This window comes from Mesorhizobium sp. B2-4-7 (assembly GCF_006442685.1).
Classification (GTDB): Bacteria; Pseudomonadota; Alphaproteobacteria; order Rhizobiales; family Rhizobiaceae; genus Mesorhizobium.
The window spans coordinates 76,032-91,403 of record NZ_VFVH01000002.1; the positions used below are offsets into that span (position 1 = coordinate 76,032).

General features: G+C 63.9%; 15 protein-coding genes. 13 read left to right on the forward strand and 2 right to left on the reverse strand.

The window, feature by feature from the left end:
* The first annotated feature begins 226 nt into the window (after positions 1-226).
* The 9 genes from FJ946_RS06995 (at position 227) to FJ946_RS07035 (ending at position 7,665) form a co-directional block, all read left to right on the forward strand.
* Positions 227-1,168, forward strand: coding sequence for a sugar ABC transporter substrate-binding protein (locus tag FJ946_RS06995; RefSeq protein WP_140491233.1), 942 nt, complete (start codon positions 227-229; stop codon positions 1,166-1,168).
* A 108-nt stretch (positions 1,169-1,276) separates the two neighbouring features.
* Positions 1,277-2,353, forward strand: a complete 1,077-nt coding sequence (locus tag FJ946_RS07000; protein ID WP_140517734.1) for an ABC transporter permease — start codon at positions 1,277-1,279, stop codon at positions 2,351-2,353.
* A 2-nt stretch (positions 2,354-2,355) separates the two neighbouring features.
* Positions 2,356-3,123: an ATP-binding cassette domain-containing protein gene (locus FJ946_RS07005; RefSeq protein ID WP_140563541.1), complete on the forward strand. Its 768-nt coding sequence runs from the start codon at positions 2,356-2,358 to the stop codon at positions 3,121-3,123.
* 118 nt (positions 3,124-3,241) lie between these two features.
* On the forward strand, positions 3,242-4,237 hold the full coding sequence (gene iolG, locus FJ946_RS07010; protein WP_140563543.1) for an inositol 2-dehydrogenase: 996 nt from the start codon (positions 3,242-3,244) through the stop codon (positions 4,235-4,237).
* 25 nt (positions 4,238-4,262) lie between these two features.
* The gene (locus FJ946_RS07015) at positions 4,263-5,057 is read left to right on the forward strand and encodes an SDR family oxidoreductase (protein ID WP_140517731.1); all 795 of its coding nucleotides are present in this window, start codon (positions 4,263-4,265) and stop codon (positions 5,055-5,057) included.
* Positions 5,058-5,264: 207 nt separating this feature from the next.
* Positions 5,265-5,426 (forward strand): hypothetical protein, encoded by a 162-nt coding sequence (locus FJ946_RS30705; protein ID WP_181167258.1) that lies wholly within the window; start codon positions 5,265-5,267, stop codon positions 5,424-5,426.
* An 87-nt stretch (positions 5,427-5,513) separates the two neighbouring features.
* Positions 5,514-6,605 carry a 3-deoxy-7-phosphoheptulonate synthase gene (locus FJ946_RS07025; RefSeq protein ID WP_140561744.1) on the forward strand — a complete coding sequence of 364 codons (1,092 nt, stop codon included), beginning with the start codon at positions 5,514-5,516 and terminating at the stop codon, positions 6,603-6,605.
* Positions 6,606-6,824: 219 nt separating this feature from the next.
* The gene (locus tag FJ946_RS07030; RefSeq protein ID WP_140563547.1) at positions 6,825-7,190 is read left to right on the forward strand and encodes a metalloregulator ArsR/SmtB family transcription factor; all 366 of its coding nucleotides are present in this window, start codon (positions 6,825-6,827) and stop codon (positions 7,188-7,190) included.
* Positions 7,168-7,665, forward strand: coding sequence for an SRPBCC family protein (locus tag FJ946_RS07035; protein ID WP_140563549.1), 498 nt, complete (start codon positions 7,168-7,170; stop codon positions 7,663-7,665). The genes FJ946_RS07030 and FJ946_RS07035 overlap by 23 nt, the downstream gene beginning before the upstream one ends.
* Before the next feature lie 43 nt (positions 7,666-7,708).
* Here FJ946_RS07035 and FJ946_RS07040 read toward each other — a convergent pair whose 3' ends face one another.
* On the reverse strand, positions 7,709-8,344 hold the full coding sequence (locus FJ946_RS07040; RefSeq protein WP_140563550.1) for a LysE family translocator: 636 nt from the start codon (positions 8,342-8,344) through the stop codon (positions 7,709-7,711).
* 129 nt (positions 8,345-8,473) lie between these two features.
* Here FJ946_RS07040 and FJ946_RS07045 point away from each other — a divergent pair, with 129 nt between their 5' ends.
* Positions 8,474-9,172: a YafY family protein gene (locus tag FJ946_RS07045; RefSeq protein WP_140563551.1), complete on the forward strand. Its 699-nt coding sequence runs from the start codon at positions 8,474-8,476 to the stop codon at positions 9,170-9,172.
* Between the two features lie 20 nt (positions 9,173-9,192).
* On the opposite strand, the gene FJ946_RS07050 is transcribed toward FJ946_RS07045, so the two are convergent.
* On the reverse strand, positions 9,193-10,302 hold the full coding sequence (locus tag FJ946_RS07050; protein WP_140563552.1) for a Gfo/Idh/MocA family oxidoreductase: 1,110 nt from the start codon (positions 10,300-10,302) through the stop codon (positions 9,193-9,195).
* Positions 10,303-10,457: 155 nt separating this feature from the next.
* Here FJ946_RS07050 and FJ946_RS07055 point away from each other — a divergent pair, with 155 nt between their 5' ends.
* The 3 genes from FJ946_RS07055 (at position 10,458) to iolD (ending at position 15,264) form a co-directional block, all read left to right on the forward strand.
* Positions 10,458-11,303, forward strand: coding sequence for a MurR/RpiR family transcriptional regulator (locus tag FJ946_RS07055; protein ID WP_181165350.1), 846 nt, complete (start codon positions 10,458-10,460; stop codon positions 11,301-11,303).
* A gap of 141 nt (positions 11,304-11,444) precedes the next feature.
* Entirely contained in the window at positions 11,445-13,379 is a 1,935-nt protein-coding gene (gene iolC / locus FJ946_RS07060) for a 5-dehydro-2-deoxygluconokinase (RefSeq protein WP_140563553.1), read from the forward strand.
* A gap of 34 nt (positions 13,380-13,413) precedes the next feature.
* Positions 13,414-15,264, forward strand: coding sequence for a 3D-(3,5/4)-trihydroxycyclohexane-1,2-dione acylhydrolase (decyclizing) (iolD, locus tag FJ946_RS07065; RefSeq protein WP_140563555.1), 1,851 nt, complete (start codon positions 13,414-13,416; stop codon positions 15,262-15,264).
* Positions 15,265-15,372 lie beyond the last annotated feature (108 nt).

Here is a 15,372-nt window from a genome sequence, read left to right on the forward strand (position 1 = left end):
TCGGAATCTCCCTTGACGCCCCGATCCGAAATGGAATAAATATTTCACTGACTGTACATTTTGGTTCTTTCGTTCCGACAACATCTGGTTCGAGCAGGCAGTTCGGCGTTCCAGCCAGTGGTGAACCGCGTTGGAACGAAATGATATCAGGGAGAGATTCCCCGAGGAGATCGGGGATTCCGGATAGATCGGTGCGACCGGACACCCAAAGTGGAGGAGAGATACAATGAAGAAAATGATTTTGGGCGTCGCTTTCGCGGCGCTGATGAGTTCGTCCGCCATGGCCGCCAAGATCGGCGTGTCGATGGCCAAGTTCGACGACAATTTCCTGACCGTGCTGCGCAACGGCATGATCGAGCAGGCCAAGGGCATGAGCGGCGTGGAGCTGCAGGTCGAGGACGCGCAGAACGACGTCGCCAAACAGCTCGACCAGATCAAGAACTTCGCCGCATCAGGGGTCGACGCCATCATCGTCAATCCGGTCGACACCTCGGCCACGCAGGCGATGTCGGATGCCGCGGCCGCCGCAAAGATCCCGCTGGTGTATGTCAACCGCGAACCGGTCAATGTCGACACGCTGCCTGACAACCAGGCCTTCGTCGCTTCGAACGAGGCCGATTCCGGCACGCTCGAAACCAAGGAGGTCTGCCGCCTGTTCAAGGAAGCCGGCAAGAAGGAAGCCAATGTCTATGTGATCATGGGCGAGCTTTCCAACCAGGCAGCCGTGCAGCGCACCAAGGACATCGAGGAGGTGATCGCAACGCCGGATTGCAGCTTCATCAAGATCATCGACAAGCAGACGTCGAACTGGAACCGCGATGAGGCCCAGAACCTGATGACCAACTGGCTGTCGACCGGCAAGCCGTTCGACGGCGTCATCGCCAACAATGACGAAAGCGCCATCGGCGCCATCCAGGCAATGAAGGCCGCCAATGTCGACATGAAGACGGTTGTCGTTGGCGGTGTCGACGCCACGCAGGACGCGCTCGCCGCCATGCAGGCAGGCGACCTCGACGCCACCGTGTTCCAGGACGCGGCTGGCCAGGGCGCCGGCGCGCTCGACGCGGCACTGAAACTGTCCAAGGGCGAGAAGGTCGAACACAAGGTCTACGTGCCCTTCCAACTGGTGACGCCGGCCAACATCGACAAGTTCCTGAAGAAGAACTGAGCGGCGGAACGGTTCACCTCGGGGCGGCGCTCAAAGGACCGGGCGCCGCTCCTCCTCTCGGCGCTTTCATGGCGCCAGGAGCGACCGCGGCTGACGGAGGATAGACGAGTGGCACAGACATCTCATGGCGTCGGCGGGGTCAGCTATGATGCGAAGAAGCGCATATGGCCGGCGGAATTCAACGTCTTCCTGGCGCTCGTCATTCTTGTCGTCATCTTCGAATTGATCGGCCGCGTCTTTCTCGGCGACAGCTTCCTGTTCAACACCCGCAGCAATGTCGGCGGCCTCTTCAACGAGGCGCGGCTACAGATCATCATCCTGCAAGTATCGATCGTCGGCATCATCGCCATCGGCGTGACGCAGGTTATCATATCGGGCGGCATCGACCTGTCGTCGGGCTCGATCGTCGGCGCCACCGCCATGATCGCCATGAGCTTCGCCCAGGTGGCGACGGTCAACGGCAACCCCAATCCCAAGGCGATGTTCCTGGCTCAGGGCTGGACCGACCTGCCGGTGATCGTGCCGGTGCTGGTCGCCATCGGCTGCGGGCTGCTGGCAGGCCTGGTCAACGGCGCCCTGATCGCCTACACGCGCATTCCGCCCTTCATCGCCACGCTAGGCATGATGGTGACCGCGCGCGGCATCGCCAAATGGTGGTCCAAGGGGCAGCCCATCTCGTTCCCGACCGAGAGCTTCGCCGCCATCGGCAAGGGCCTGATGCCCGTCATCATCTTCCTGTCGCTGGCCGTGCTGTTCCAGCTGATCATGACCTACACACGATACGGCAAGCATTGCTACGCGATCGGCTCCAACGAGGACGCCGCACGCATGTCCGGCATCAAGATCGCCAACCACAAGATCCTGGTCTACGTCATCGCCGGCATACTCGCGGCGCTCGCCGCGGTGGTGCTGTCTTCCAAGAACCTCACCGCCCAGGCCGGCATGGGCGTGATGTACGAACTCGACGCCATCGCCATGGCGGTCATCGGCGGCGTATCGCTGTCGGGCGGCCGCGGCTCGATCATCGGCACGGTGATCGGCGCGCTGATCTTCGGCGTCATCATCTCCGGCTTCACCTTCCTGCGCCTCGACGCCTACTACCAGGAGATGGTCAAGGGCGTGATCATCGTCGGCGCCGTCGTTCTCGACCAGTGGCGCCAACGCCTGCGGGCATTGAGGGCTTGACCATGGCAGACATCGTCCTGAAGACCGAAACCCTGACCAAGCGCTATGGCGGCGTGCAGGCGCTGGAAGGCGCGAATTTCGAGCTGCGCAAGGGCGAACACGTCGCCATCATGGGCGACAATGGCGCCGGCAAGTCGACCTTCGTGCGCCAGATCACCGCCGTCGAGCAACCGACCAGCGGCCAGATCTGGTTCGACGGCAAGCAAGTCAATTTTTCGGGCCCTATCGAGGCGCGCGAGGCCGGCATCGAGACCGTGTTCCAGAACCTGGCGCTGGCCGACGACCTCGACGTGCCGTCGAACCTGTTCCTTGGCCGAGAAAAAGTGCTGTTCAATCTGGGACCGTTTTCGATCCTGGACCGCCGGGGGATGCGCAAGGCGACCGAAGCGGCGCTGGTGCGCACGGCGGTGAAAATCCCAAACCTGTCGAACACCATCCGCCATATGTCGGGCGGCCAGCGGCAATGCGTGGCGATCGCCAGAACCGCGACCTTCGCCTCCAAGCTGATCATCATGGACGAGCCGACGGCAGCACTCGGCGTGCAGGAGACCGCGCAGGTCGAGAACATCATCCGCACGCTGAAGGACAATGGCGAGCCGCTGATCCTGATCAGCCACAATATGCGCCAGGTGTTCGACCTTTGCGACCGCATCGTCGTCTTCCGGCGCGGCCGCATCGTCGCCAATTTGCGCAAGGAGAACACCGACGGAAACGATATCGTTTCCTACATCACCGGCGCCAAGACCGGAGAGGCCGAACTCGCGGCCTAGGCCGGGCGCGGAGGCGGCGGTCATCGCCTCCCTGTCGATCTTGTCTTGACCGGAAAAACACCTGCGCGCATGACCGGCGCCCCGCCAACCTTCGAACCATTCCCCAGAGGAAATTTCCATGACTCTCCGCTTCGCCCTCCTCGGTGCCGGCCGCATCGGCAAGGTCCACGCCCGCGCCGTCGGCTCCAATCCGCAGGCCAAACTGGTCGCCGTTGCCGACGCTTTCGAGAAGGCGGCGAGCGAACTCGCCACGGCCTACGGCGCCGAGGTGCGCACCATTGATGCCATCGAGAAATCCGGGGACATCGACGCGGTCGTGATCTGCACGCCGACCGACACCCATGCCGACCTGATCGAGCGCTTCGCCAAGGCCGGCAAGGCGATCTTCTGCGAGAAACCGATCGACCTCGACGTCAAGCGGGTCGAGCAGTGCCTGGCCGTGGTCGAGAAGGCCAAGGCGACGCTGATGGTCGGCTTCAACAGGCGCTTCGACCCGCACTTCGCTGCGGTGCGCAAGGCAATCGATGACGGCGCCATCGGCACGGTCGAGATGGTGACCATCACGTCGCGCGATCCGGGCGCACCGCCGATCGACTACATCGCGCGCTCCGGCGGAATCTTTCGCGACATGACCATCCATGATTTCGACATGGCGCGCTTCCTGCTCGGCGAAGAGCCGGTGGCGGTCAGTGCGCATGCCTCGGTGCTGGTCGACAAGAAGATCGGCGAGGCCGGCGATTTCGACTCGGTCAGCGTTATCCTCGAAACGGCTTCCGGCAAGCAGGCCGTCATCTCCAATTCGCGCCGCGCCACCTATGGCTACGACCAGCGCATCGAGGTGCATGGCTCGAAAGGCATGGTCGCGGCCGAGAACCAGCGGCCGGTGTCGATCGAACTGGCCAATGAGAAGGGCTATACGCGCCCGCCGCTGCACGACTTCTTCATGACCCGCTATCTCGATGCCTATGCCATTGAGATTGCGTCCTTCATCGCCGCCGCGACGTCGGGCAAGAAGGCAGCACCGAGCGGGACGGACGGGCTCATCGCACTTCGGCTGGCGGATGCGGCGCTGAAATCGGCGACATCAGGCCAGACCGTCCGCCTCGACAAGTAACGACTTAAAGCACAGGAGCAGAGCGATGAGCGCATCAGCCGATCGCAATTCACAAACGCGCGCCATCGTCACCGGCGGCGCACAAGGCATAGGCTTCGCGGTCGCCGAGGCATTGGCGGACGAAGGCTGCCGGGCGCTGGCCCTGATCGGCCGCTCGCAGGAAAAGGGCGACAAGGCAGTCGCCAGCCTCAAGAAGTCGGGCGTCGACGCGATCTTCATCAGCGCCGATGTCTCCAAGGTGGCCGACTGCAAGCGCGCCGTCGCCACCGCGCTTTCGCATTTCGGCACCATCAACGCCCTGGTCAACGCCGCCGCCACATCCGCGCGCGGCTCGCTGGTGGAGACCAGCGAGGAGCTCTTCGACACCATCTTCGACACCAATGTGCGAGGACCCTTCTTCCTGATGCAGGGCGTGGTGGCGCATCTGCTTGAAAAAAAGGCCCCCGGATCGATCGTCAACGTGCTGTCGATGTCGGCGCATACCGGCCAGTCGTTCCTGACGCCCTATTCGACCAGCAAAGGCGCGCTGATGACGCTGACCAAGAATGTCGCCAACGCCTATCGCTTCAATCGCATCCGCTGCAACGCCGTGCTGCCCGGCTGGATGGACACCGAGGGCGAGGATATCGTGCAGAAGAAATGGCACGACGCACCCGACGACTGGCTCGAGAAGGCCGAGGCTGCGCAGCCGATGGGGCAGCTGGTGAAGCCGGACCAGTTGGCCCGGCTGATCAGCTACATGGTCAGCCCGCAATCCGGCGTGATGACCGGCTCGCTGGTCGACTACGACCAGAGCATCGCTGGGGCGTCGCCGGAGTAGCGGCCGCGTAAGCGAAACCGTTAACCAGGTGGTCATCCACGGGCGGAGCAAGGAGCGCAGCGACGCGGCGCAGACCCGAGGATCCATGCCGCGACTTCCGGGCCGTCGCTACGGCACAAGATTCTGCACCGCAGCACTCTCCCATCTAGGTCGCGGCATGGATCCCAGGGTCTCCGCGACGGAGCTTCGCTCCTGCTTCGCCCTAGAATGACGAAATCGCAAAGGCTCGGCCCTCACCTGAAATTGCTTGCTACCAGGGTACGTGACAAACGCCGCCGCTTCGACTATATGAGCCGCATGATCCACCTGACCGCCACCTATTGGTACTTTAGCAGCTCGCTGGCGGCGGGAGGATTGCGCTCGATCTGAAGATTGCAGCAAACAGTCCGACAAGCCGCCAGACCTGGCGGCTTTTTTGTTTTCAGCCGGCAGGTCTCCCAACCAGGAGCAGAAGCCGTGTTGACCACCACAGACGACCTTCGGGTCAAGGAACTGAGACTGCTGAGCACGCCGGAAGAGGTGATGCGCGAGATACCGCGCTCACTCACGGCGACGCGCACCGTTGCCGCCTCGCGCAACGCCATCCACTCCATCCTGACCGGGGCCGACGACCGACTTGTTGTCATCGTCGGCCCTTGTTCCATCCACGATCCGGTCGCGGCCGTTGACTATGCCAGCCGTCTGGCGGCGCTGCGCGAGGCTCTGTCCGACCGGCTCGAGATCGTGATGCGGGTCTATTTCGAAAAGCCGCGCACGACGGTCGGCTGGAAAGGCCTGATCAACGACCCCGACCTCGACGGCAGCTTCAACATCGACAAGGGGCTGCGGATGGCCCGCAACGTGCTGTCCGCCGTCAACAATCTGGGCCTGCCGGCGGCGACCGAATTTCTCGACATGACCACGCCGCAATACATCGCCGACCTCGTCGCCTGGGGCGCCATCGGCGCGCGGACCACCGAAAGCCAGATCCATCGCGAGTTGGCCTCGGGCCTGTCCTGCCCGGTCGGCTTCAAGAACGGCACCGACGGCAATCTCAGGATCGCTGCCGAGGCGGTGAAATCCGCCGCCCAGCCGCATCATTTCATGGCGGTGACCAAGGGCGGACGCAGTGCGATCGCGGCAACGACCGGAAACGAGGATTGCCATGTCATCCTGCGTGGCGGCGTTCAGCCCAACTATGACGCGGCAAGCGTCGAGGCCGCCTCGGTCGAACTCGCCCGCATCGGTATCGCGCCCCGCCTGATGATCGATGTCAGCCATGCCAACTCAGCCAAGAAGCCGGAGAACCAGCCCAAGGTCGCGGCTGACGTGGCAGGACAGGTCGCGGCGGGGGACGAGCGCATTATCGGCGTCATGATCGAGAGCAATCTCGTCGCCGGCCGGCAGGATGTCGTGCCGGGCAAGCAGCTCGTCTACGGCCAGAGCATCACCGATGGCTGCATCGACTGGGCGGCCACGGAGACGGTGCTGCACGGCCTTGCCGGCGCCGTGGAATGGCGCCGGTCGGCGCGCCGCGCCTTAATGGAGAGCCGGCAGGGCGCCGCCTGATCCGGTTGGAGCATAAGGGCGGCGTTTCCGGTTTCAGCCCAGGACCACGCCGCCCTTAGAGCAGTTCACCGTTTCATGGAAACGGCGAACCGCTCTAACTCTTTGTTTTGACGCAATTCCGGACAGAAAACCGCACGCACTTTTCTTGGAATTGCTCTAGGGCCGCAGCCCTCCACCTCCCTTGCATGCCACCGATCCCCGTGTTACATACTGAACCAAATGGTTCAGTATTCCGCGACCCGCCTGGATGCCTCGTTCGCCGCGCTTTCGGACGCCACCCGGCGCGGCGTTCTGGAGCAGCTCGGCCGTGCGGACGCTTCGATCACGGACTTGGCCCAGAAATTCCACATGACCCTCACGGGCATGAAGAAGCATGTCGGCGTCCTGGAGCAGGCGGGACTCGTCACGACGCGGAAGGTCGGGCGCGTGCGGACCTGCAAGCTGGGCCTGCGCCGCCTGGAGGAGGAGACCGCATGGATCGAGAGATACCGCCAGCTCTGGGCCGCACGCTTCGACGAGTTGGATAAGGTTATCGAGGAATTGAAACGCAAGGAGGAAGTCGATGGACGCAGGAAGAGCGAGTGAGGCCAAACGCACGACGGTGGAACGGAGGTCCGACCGGGAGTTGATCGTTACGCGAAGCTTCGACGCGCCTGCGCGCATCGTGTTCGAGGCGTGGACCAAGCCTGAGCTGTTCAAGCAGTGGTGGGTGCCGAAGTCGATGGGCATGTTCCTGCGTTCCTGCGAGATGGATGTTCGTGTGGGAGGCGGGTACCGTTTGGTGTTCGGGCATGACGGCTCGAACCCTGCCGAGTTCTTCGGCAGGTATCTCGAAGTGACACCGCACTCGCGCCTCGTCTGGACCAATGACGAAGGGGGTGAGGGTGGCCCCGTCACCACGGTGACCTTCGAGGAAAAAGGCGGCAAGACGCTGCTAGTCATGCGCGAGCTCTATCCCTCGAAGGAAGCCCTCGACGCCGGCGCCGGGGCGGCGGATGCGATGTCCGAGCAGTTCGAGCAGCTGGACGAGCTTCTCGCCACGCTGCAGGGCGCCGCCTGATCCGGCCGGCGCCAGAAGGGCGGCGGTCCGGTCTAGCCCGGCATTACGCCGCCCTCAGCCCTTCCCATGCGGTGAACACGGACACCGCGAAGAGCAGCAGCCCGGCCGCCCGGCCGGCAAGGATGGTCGCTCGCGGATTAGCGATCAGCAGCTTGCGGCTGCGGCCGGCCGATATTGCGAGCCCGCCATAGATCGCGGCCTGCGTCAGCACGGTCAGCAGGCCCATCACCGTCGCCTGCATCCAGATCGGGCCGTAGTCCGTTCTCAGGAACTGCGGATAGACGGCAAGGACGAACAGGTAGGCCTTCGGATTGATCAGGCAGGTCACAAGGCCTTGGCGAAACGCCTTCCATGCCGAGCGGCTGCCGGCGGGCCCGTCGCGACCGACAGTGATGGAGCTGCGCATCAGCGTGATGCCGATGAAGGCCATGTAGGCGGCGCCTGCAATCAACAGCGGCTTGAACAGGATCGGCAAAAAATGCATCAGCAGGCCGACGCCGATCGCGCCGTTCAGCGTGTGCACCATGCCGCCGACCATGATGCCGCCGGTCGCGGCAAGGCCCCTGTCGCGCCCGCCCGTCAGCGCATTGGCCAGCACGAACAGCATGTCCATGCCCGGAACGGCGATGATGCCGAACAGCAGGATAAAGAACAGCCAGAGATTTTCAGCATAGCTCATGTCAGTAGCCTGTCGCCTCGCTCGGCCCAGCCGCAGCGGAACCTGTTGATTTTCAATCCGATAGACGATCCTATAGGCCGAACCAACTGACGATGATGTGTCAGTTGTGATCGGCAACGGGTGAGAAAAATGCGCAAGGCGTCGCGCCTGTTCGAGATCATCCAGATCCTGCGGCTGGCGCGGCAGCCGGTGACGGCGGCAATGATAGCCGCGCAGCTGGAGGTGACGATACGCTCGATCTATCGCGACATCGCAGCGCTTCAGGCCATGCGCGTGCCGATCGAGGGCGGGAGGGGCATCGGCTATATCCTGCGCCCCGGCTTCGACTTGCCGCCTCTGATGTTTTCGATCGAGGAGATGGAGGCGATCGTGCTGTCACTGGCGCTGCTGGAGCGCACGGGCGACGACGAGCTCAAGCAGGCAGCCAAGCGCGTCGGCGCCAAGATCGCCGGCGCCGTACCGCCGCCTTTGCGCCAGACGCTCGACGCCAATGCGCTGCATGCGTGGGGATTCGCCGCGCCCTCTGCAGGTGCGATCGACCTGGCGCTGGTGCGCCGCGCCATACGCGACGAGGAGAAGCTCGACCTCTCCTATCGCGACGAGCTTGGCCGCGCTTCCGAGCGCCTCATCCGCCCGATCGCGCTGATCTATTACGCCGAGACCGCCAACATCGTCGCCTGGTGCGAGCTGCGCCAGGCGATCCGCAATTTCCGCAGCGACCGCATCGAGGATTGCCAGCCGACGGGACTGCGCTTCAAGGGCGAAGGCGATCGGTTGCGGCAGATCTGGGTCAATGGGTGGGAAGTCAACGCAGCGGCCGTCGGCTAAACCGACCAGCGGAGCGAACCTTACCTTACATCCACCCAGCGCTTCTCCTCGAACGATCGCGCCATCGCATGCACGGTGCGCTCGATCTCCAGACCTTCGTCGAATTCGATGAGCCGCGCCGGTCTGCCGGCGAGCCGGGTCAGCAGTTCATGGCATTCGATGATCTTGAGATCGTTGAAGCCGAGGCTATGCCCGGGCGCGGGCACGAACAGATCGTAGGGCTTGTGCTGCGGCGCCACCAGGATGGTGCGATAGCCCTGTTCGGTCGGGCGATCCGATGTGAGGTAGAGCTGGAACTCATTCATCCGCTCCTGGTCGAACAGGATCGAGCCCTTGGAGCCGAAGATCTGGACGGCGATGCGGCCCTTGCGGCCCCAGGCCGAACGGTTGACCAGAAGCGTGCCGGCGATGCCGTTCTCCAGATGCATCAGCACGGAGGCAATGTCGTAGGTCTCGACCGCGCGGCGGCCGCCGGCGGCCAGCTTGCGGTCGGCATAGGGCTTGGCCATGTCGCAGATGACGCTGGCGACGCGGCCGAACAGGGTCGACACCAGCGACAGCGGATGCACGGCGAAATCATCAAGCGCGCCATAGCCGGAAGATGCCTCGTGCTTCCAGAAGAACAGCGCCTCGGGATCGGCCATGAAATCCTCGTCCATCTCGATGCGCAGATGGTTGACCTCGCCGATGATCTTTTCGTCCAGCAGCGCGCCGATATGGCGGATGGCCGGGCTCTGGATGTAGTTGTAGCCGAGCGCCGCGACCTTGCCGGATTTCTTCGCCGCGGCCGCCATCGCCTCGGCTTCGGCGAAGCTCGGCGCCATCGGCTTTTCGCACCACAAATGCTTGCCGGCCTCGAGAACTGCGATGGCCATTTCCGGATGGAACTGGTTGGGCGTGGTGAGCGAGATGACGTCCACTTCGGGATCGTTGACGACGGCGCGCCAGTCGCCGGACGCCCTGGCGAAACCGAACTCGCCGGCCTTGCGCCTGGCGAGATCCTCATTGACCTCGCCGAGATGGACAAGCCGCGGTTTGGTTATGTCGGGAAAGACGGCGCCGACGGCACTCCACGCGATGGCGTGGCACTTGCCCATAAATCCCGTGCCGATAAGACCGACGCCGACCATTTTCCGTTCCTCCACCGTCATAGATGCTACGTGGATGAATTAGTCCATTTTTGTTCGGAATGGAATGTCTGCCTCATTTTTTATGGTGTTCTTGCGCAGCCTCGCTATGATGGGGCAGAGAGGACGCTTCACCGATGAGCTTGGACGGGCCGACGATGGACGAACGGGTACCTCGCGACTTCGAGACGCTGCGCGCCACAATCCTCGATCGGCGCGAAAGCCTGCCCAAGCGCATCGCCCAGATCGCCGCCTATGCGCTCGACAATCCCGACGATATCGCTTTCGGCACCGCCGCCAGCATCGCCGCCTCAGCCGGCGTGCAGCCCTCGACGCTGATCCGCTTTGCCCAGCAGCTCGGCTTTGACGGCTTCACCAGCCTGCAGCAGGTGTTTCGCGAACGGCTGCGCGAGCGCAACTCCTCCTATGACGAACGGCTGCAGGCGCTGCGCGCCAAGGCCGAGGGCGGCGCCGGCCACCGGGCGATCTTCGACGGCTTCGTCGCCGCCGCCAGCACCTCGCTCAACGACATTTCGCGCACGCTGGACGACGCGCATCTGGAAGAAGCGATTTCCCTGCTGGCCAAGGCACAGACCATCTATGTGCTGGCCAAGCGGCGCTCCTATCCGGTGGCGTCCTACATCGCCTATGCGCTTGGCAAGCTGAAGATCCGCAACCAGCTGATCGAATCAGCCGCCGGCCTCAACGCCGAGATGGTCAGCTTTGCGACGCCCGCGGATGCCGTCGTCGCCATTTCCTTCTCGCCCTATGCGCCGGCCACGATCGAGGAGGCGCGCACGATTTCGGAACAGGGCGTGCCGATCATTGCCATCACCGACAGCTCGTTTTCACCGCTTGCTCAGTTCGCCAGCGTCTGGTTCGAGGTTGCCGAGGCGGATTTTGCCGGCTTCCGCTCGCTATCGGCGACGATGGCGCTGGCCATGGCGCTGACCGTTGGCGTCGGCGAGAAGCGGCGAAACCCCGGCAAAGGGCGCAAGGCCTGAGTGGAAGGCAAAAGGCGATTTTAGATCGGGGAATGCTCATTCCATATTGACTATGGATTGGAATTATTATTTCATATTTTTCGGCGCCACGCTGCCGCTCGCGCGTGTACCCCAACATAACAGGCCCGACGGGAGGTTCCAATGAGCGAAGCCGTGGACGCGAAATACGCTGCGCTCGACGTCATCACCATCGGCCGGGCTTCCGTCGACCTCTATGGCCAGCAGATCGGCTCGCGGCTGGAGGACATCACCTCCTTCGCCAAGTCGGTCGGCGGCTGCCCCGCCAATATCTCGGTCGGCACGGCCAGGCTCGGCCTGCGTTCGGCGCTCCTGACGCGCGTCGGCGACGAGCAGATGGGGCGCTTCATCCGTGAACAATTGAAGCGCGAAGGCGTCAACACCGACGGGCTGAAGACCGACAAGGAGCGATTGACCGCACTGGTGCTGCTTTCGGTCGAGAGCGAAGGCGTTTCGCCGATGATCTTCTACCGCTCCGACTGCGCCGACATGGCGCTGGCCGAGGAGGACATCGACGAGGCGTTTATTTCCTCGGCTCGCGCGGTCGTCGTCACCGGCACACATTTTTCCCGGCCCAACAGCGATGCCGCCCAGCGCAAGGCGATCCGCATCATGAAGGCCAAGGGCGGCAAGGTCGTGTTCGACATCGACTACCGGCCGAACCTCTGGGGCCTGGCCGGCCACGCCGAGGGTTTTGAGCGCTACGTCAAGTCCGACCGCGTCTCGGCACAGTTGAAGACGGTGCTGCCCGATTGCGACCTCGTCGTGGGTACCGAGGAAGAGATCATGATCGCCTCGGGCGCCGACGACTGCCTGAGCGCGCTAAAGACGATCCGTTCGCTGTCCTCGGCCACCATCGTCTTGAAGCGCGGCGCCATGGGCTGCATCGTCTATGACGGGCCGATCAGCGACGATCTCGAGGACGGCGTGGTCGGCAAGGGTTTTCCGATCGAGATCTACAACGTGCTTGGCGCCGGCGATGCCTTCATGTCGGGCTTCCTGCGCGGCTGGCTCGGCGGCGAAAGCCTTGCCACGGCGGCGACCTGGGCCAATGCCTGCGGCGCCTTCGCCGTGTCGCGGCTGTTGTGCGCGCCGGAATATCCGACCTTCGAGGAATTGCAGTTCTTCCTCAAACACGGCAGCAGGCATCTGGCCTTGCGCAAGGACGAGGCGATCAACCACATCCACTGGGCAACGACGCGCCGGCACGACATTCCCTCGCTGATGGCGTTCGCCTGCGATCACCGGGTGCAGCTCGAGGACGTCGCGGCCAAGACCGGCGCCGATGCCTCGCGCATCGAGGATTTCAAGGTGCTGACGGTGAAGGCGGCGGCCAAGGTCGCCGCCGGGCGCGACGGATACGGCATGCTGCTCGACGAGAGGCATGGCCGCGAGGCGATGTTCGAATTCGCCAGGCATTCCTTTGCCTGGCTCGGGCGGCCGGTGGAGCTGCCGGGCTCGCGGCCGCTGCGCTTCGAATTCTCGCAGGACATCGGCTCGCAGCTCACCGAATGGCCGGTCGACCACTGCATCAAATGCCTGTGCTTCTATCATCCCGACGATCCGCCGGGCTTGAAGGAGGAACAGCAGCAGAAATTGCGCGCCCTGTTCGAGGCCGCGCGGAAAGTGGGGAGGGAGCTTCTCATCGAGATCATCGCCGGCAAGCACGGCAAGCTCGACGACAAGACCATCCCGCGCGCGCTTGAGGAACTCTATGCACTCGGCATCAAGCCGGATTGGTGGAAGCTCGAACCGCAGGCATCCGCAGGCGCGTGGACGAAGATCGAGGCCGTGATCCTGAAGAACGACCCCTGGTGCCGCGGAGTCGTGCTGCTCGGCCTGGAGGCGCCGCAGGACGAGTTGGAGGCCGCCTTCGCAGCGACGGCCAAGGCGCCTATCGTGAAGGGTTTCGCGGTCGGCCGCACCATCTTCATCAACGCCGCCGAACAATGGCTTTCCGGCAGGATGTCGGACGACGAAGCGGTTGCCGACATGGCATCGCGCTTCGAGCAGCTGACCGAGGCATGGCTTGCCGCGCGCGGCCGTAAAGCAGCATAAGAAGGCACGGGCACAGGGACTGCGGAGGAAACCAATGAGCAAGACAATCCGCCTGACGATGGCGCAGGCGCTGACCCGTTTCCTGAGCAAACAGATGACCGAGATCGACGGCGCAAAGGTGCCGATCTTCGGGGGCGTCTGGGCGATCTTCGGCCACGGCAATGTTGCCGGCATCGGCGAGGCGCTCTACCAGGTGCGCGACGAACTGCCGACCTTCCGCGCCCACAATGAACAGGCGATGGCGCATGCGGCGATCGCCTATGGCAAGGCCAATTTCCGTCGCCGCTTCATGGCCGCCACCTCTTCGATCGGACCCGGCGCGCTCAACATGGTGACGGCGGCGGCACTTGCGCATGTAAACAGGTTGCCTGTCCTGTTTCTGCCGGGCGACGTCTTCGCCAACCGCATTCCTGACCCGGTGCTGCAGCAGGCCGAGGATTTTTCCGACGGCACGGCGACGGTCAATGACTGTTTTCGTCCGGTGTCGCGCTATTTCGACCGTATCACGCGGCCGGAGCAGATCATCCCGGCGCTTAACCGCGCCATGGCCGTGCTGACCGACCCGGCCGAATGCGGGCCGGTGACCTTGTCGCTCTGCCAGGACGTGCAGGCCGAGGCCTATGACTATCCCGAGAGCTTCTTTGCCGAACGGGTCTGGCGCCAGCGCCGGCCGCGCCCGGATCGGGCTGAATTGGCGGCTGCGGTTGCAGCGCTGAAGAGCGCACGCAAGCCGCTGGTGATCGCCGGCGGCGGCGTGCTCTATTCTCAGGCCTCGAACGAACTGGCGAAATTCGTTGAAGTCGCCGGCATTCCGGTCTGCGAAACGCAGGGCGGCAAATCCTCGCTGCCGGACGATCATCCGCTCAACATGGCGGCGGTCGGCGTCACCGGCACGTCGGCCGCCAACCGGCTGGCGGAAGAGGCCGATGTCGTGCTCGCCATCGGCACGCGCTTGCAGGATTTCACCACCGGCTCATGGGCGCTGTTCAAGAATTCGGGCAAGACCATCATCGGCTTGAATGTGCAGCCTTTCGATGCCGGCAAGCATCGGGCATCGACGCTGGTCGCCGACGCGGCCGAAGGCTTGGCTGAACTCGGTGCCGCGCTGAAGGGCTGGAAGGCCCCATCCGCCTGGACCGACAACGCGGCAGCCGGCAAGAAAGAATGGCAGGCCGAAGCCGCCAAGGTGACGGCGTCGACCAATGCCGCCTACCCTTCCGACGCGCAGGTGATCGGCGCCGTGCAACGCGCCATGGGCTCCGGCGTGACGCTGCTCAACGCCGCCGGCGGGCTGCCGGGCGAATTGCACAAGCTTTGGCAGGCCGGCGCGCCCGGCTCCTACCACGCAGAATACGGCTTCTCGACCATGGGCTATGAGATTGCGGGCGGGCTCGGCACCAAGATGGCCAAGCCTGACGAAGAGGTCGTCGTCATGATCGGCGACGGCTCTTATCTGATGCTCAATTCCGAGATCGCCACCTCGGTGATGCTCGGCCTGAAGCTAACCATCGTGCTGCTCGACAACAGGGGTTTTGGCTGCATCAACCGGCTGCAGATGGCGACCGGCGGCGCCAACTTCAACAATCTCCTGAAGGACGCGCGCCACGAGGTGCTGCCCGACGTCGACTTTGCCGCGCACGCCGCGAGCATGGGGGCGATCGCCGAGAAGGTCTCGTCGATCGCAGGGCTGGAGACGGCGCTGGCTCAGGCGAAAGGCAACGACCGCACCACGGTACTGGTCATCGACACCGATCCGCTGGTCTCCACCGATGCCGGCGGCCACTGGTGGGACGTGGCGGTGCCGGAAGTCTCCGAGCGCAGCCGAGTGAACGCGGCGCGCAAGGTCTATGACGAGAAGCGGCGGATGCAGAGCGTCGGCGATTGATCTCGGCGCTGCCCACCCCCTACCTCTCCTTGTGGGGAGGTCGGACCGAAGGTCCGGGTGGGGTCTGGCGCCGCACCCCCACCCCGCTGCTTCGCAGCGACCCTCCCC

Bases quoted from the DNA above. Each gene is read 5' to 3' on its own strand.
- FJ946_RS06995 (WP_140491233.1), top strand. From the start codon at position 227: ATGAAGAAAATGATTTTGGGCGTCGCTTTCGCGGCGCTGATGAGTTCG.
- FJ946_RS07005 (WP_140563541.1), top strand. From the start codon at position 2,356: ATGGCAGACATCGTCCTGAAGACCGAAACCCTGACCAAGCGCTATGGC.
- iolG (WP_140563543.1), top strand. From the start codon at position 3,242: ATGACTCTCCGCTTCGCCCTCCTCGGTGCCGGCCGCATCGGCAAGGTC.
- FJ946_RS07015 (WP_140517731.1), top strand. From the start codon at position 4,263: ATGAGCGCATCAGCCGATCGCAATTCACAAACGCGCGCCATCGTCACC.
- FJ946_RS30705 (WP_181167258.1), top strand. From the start codon at position 5,265: ATGACGAAATCGCAAAGGCTCGGCCCTCACCTGAAATTGCTTGCTACC.
- FJ946_RS07030 (WP_140563547.1), top strand. From the start codon at position 6,825: ATGGTTCAGTATTCCGCGACCCGCCTGGATGCCTCGTTCGCCGCGCTT.
- FJ946_RS07035 (WP_140563549.1), top strand. From the start codon at position 7,168: ATGGACGCAGGAAGAGCGAGTGAGGCCAAACGCACGACGGTGGAACGG.
- FJ946_RS07040 (WP_140563550.1), bottom strand. From the start codon at position 8,344: ATGAGCTATGCTGAAAATCTCTGGCTGTTCTTTATCCTGCTGTTCGGC.
- FJ946_RS07045 (WP_140563551.1), top strand. From the start codon at position 8,474: ATGCGCAAGGCGTCGCGCCTGTTCGAGATCATCCAGATCCTGCGGCTG.
- FJ946_RS07050 (WP_140563552.1), bottom strand. From the start codon at position 10,302: ATGGTCGGCGTCGGTCTTATCGGCACGGGATTTATGGGCAAGTGCCAC.
- FJ946_RS07055 (WP_181165350.1), top strand. From the start codon at position 10,458: ATGGACGAACGGGTACCTCGCGACTTCGAGACGCTGCGCGCCACAATC.
- iolC (WP_140563553.1), top strand. From the start codon at position 11,445: ATGAGCGAAGCCGTGGACGCGAAATACGCTGCGCTCGACGTCATCACC.
- iolD (WP_140563555.1), top strand. From the start codon at position 13,414: ATGAGCAAGACAATCCGCCTGACGATGGCGCAGGCGCTGACCCGTTTC.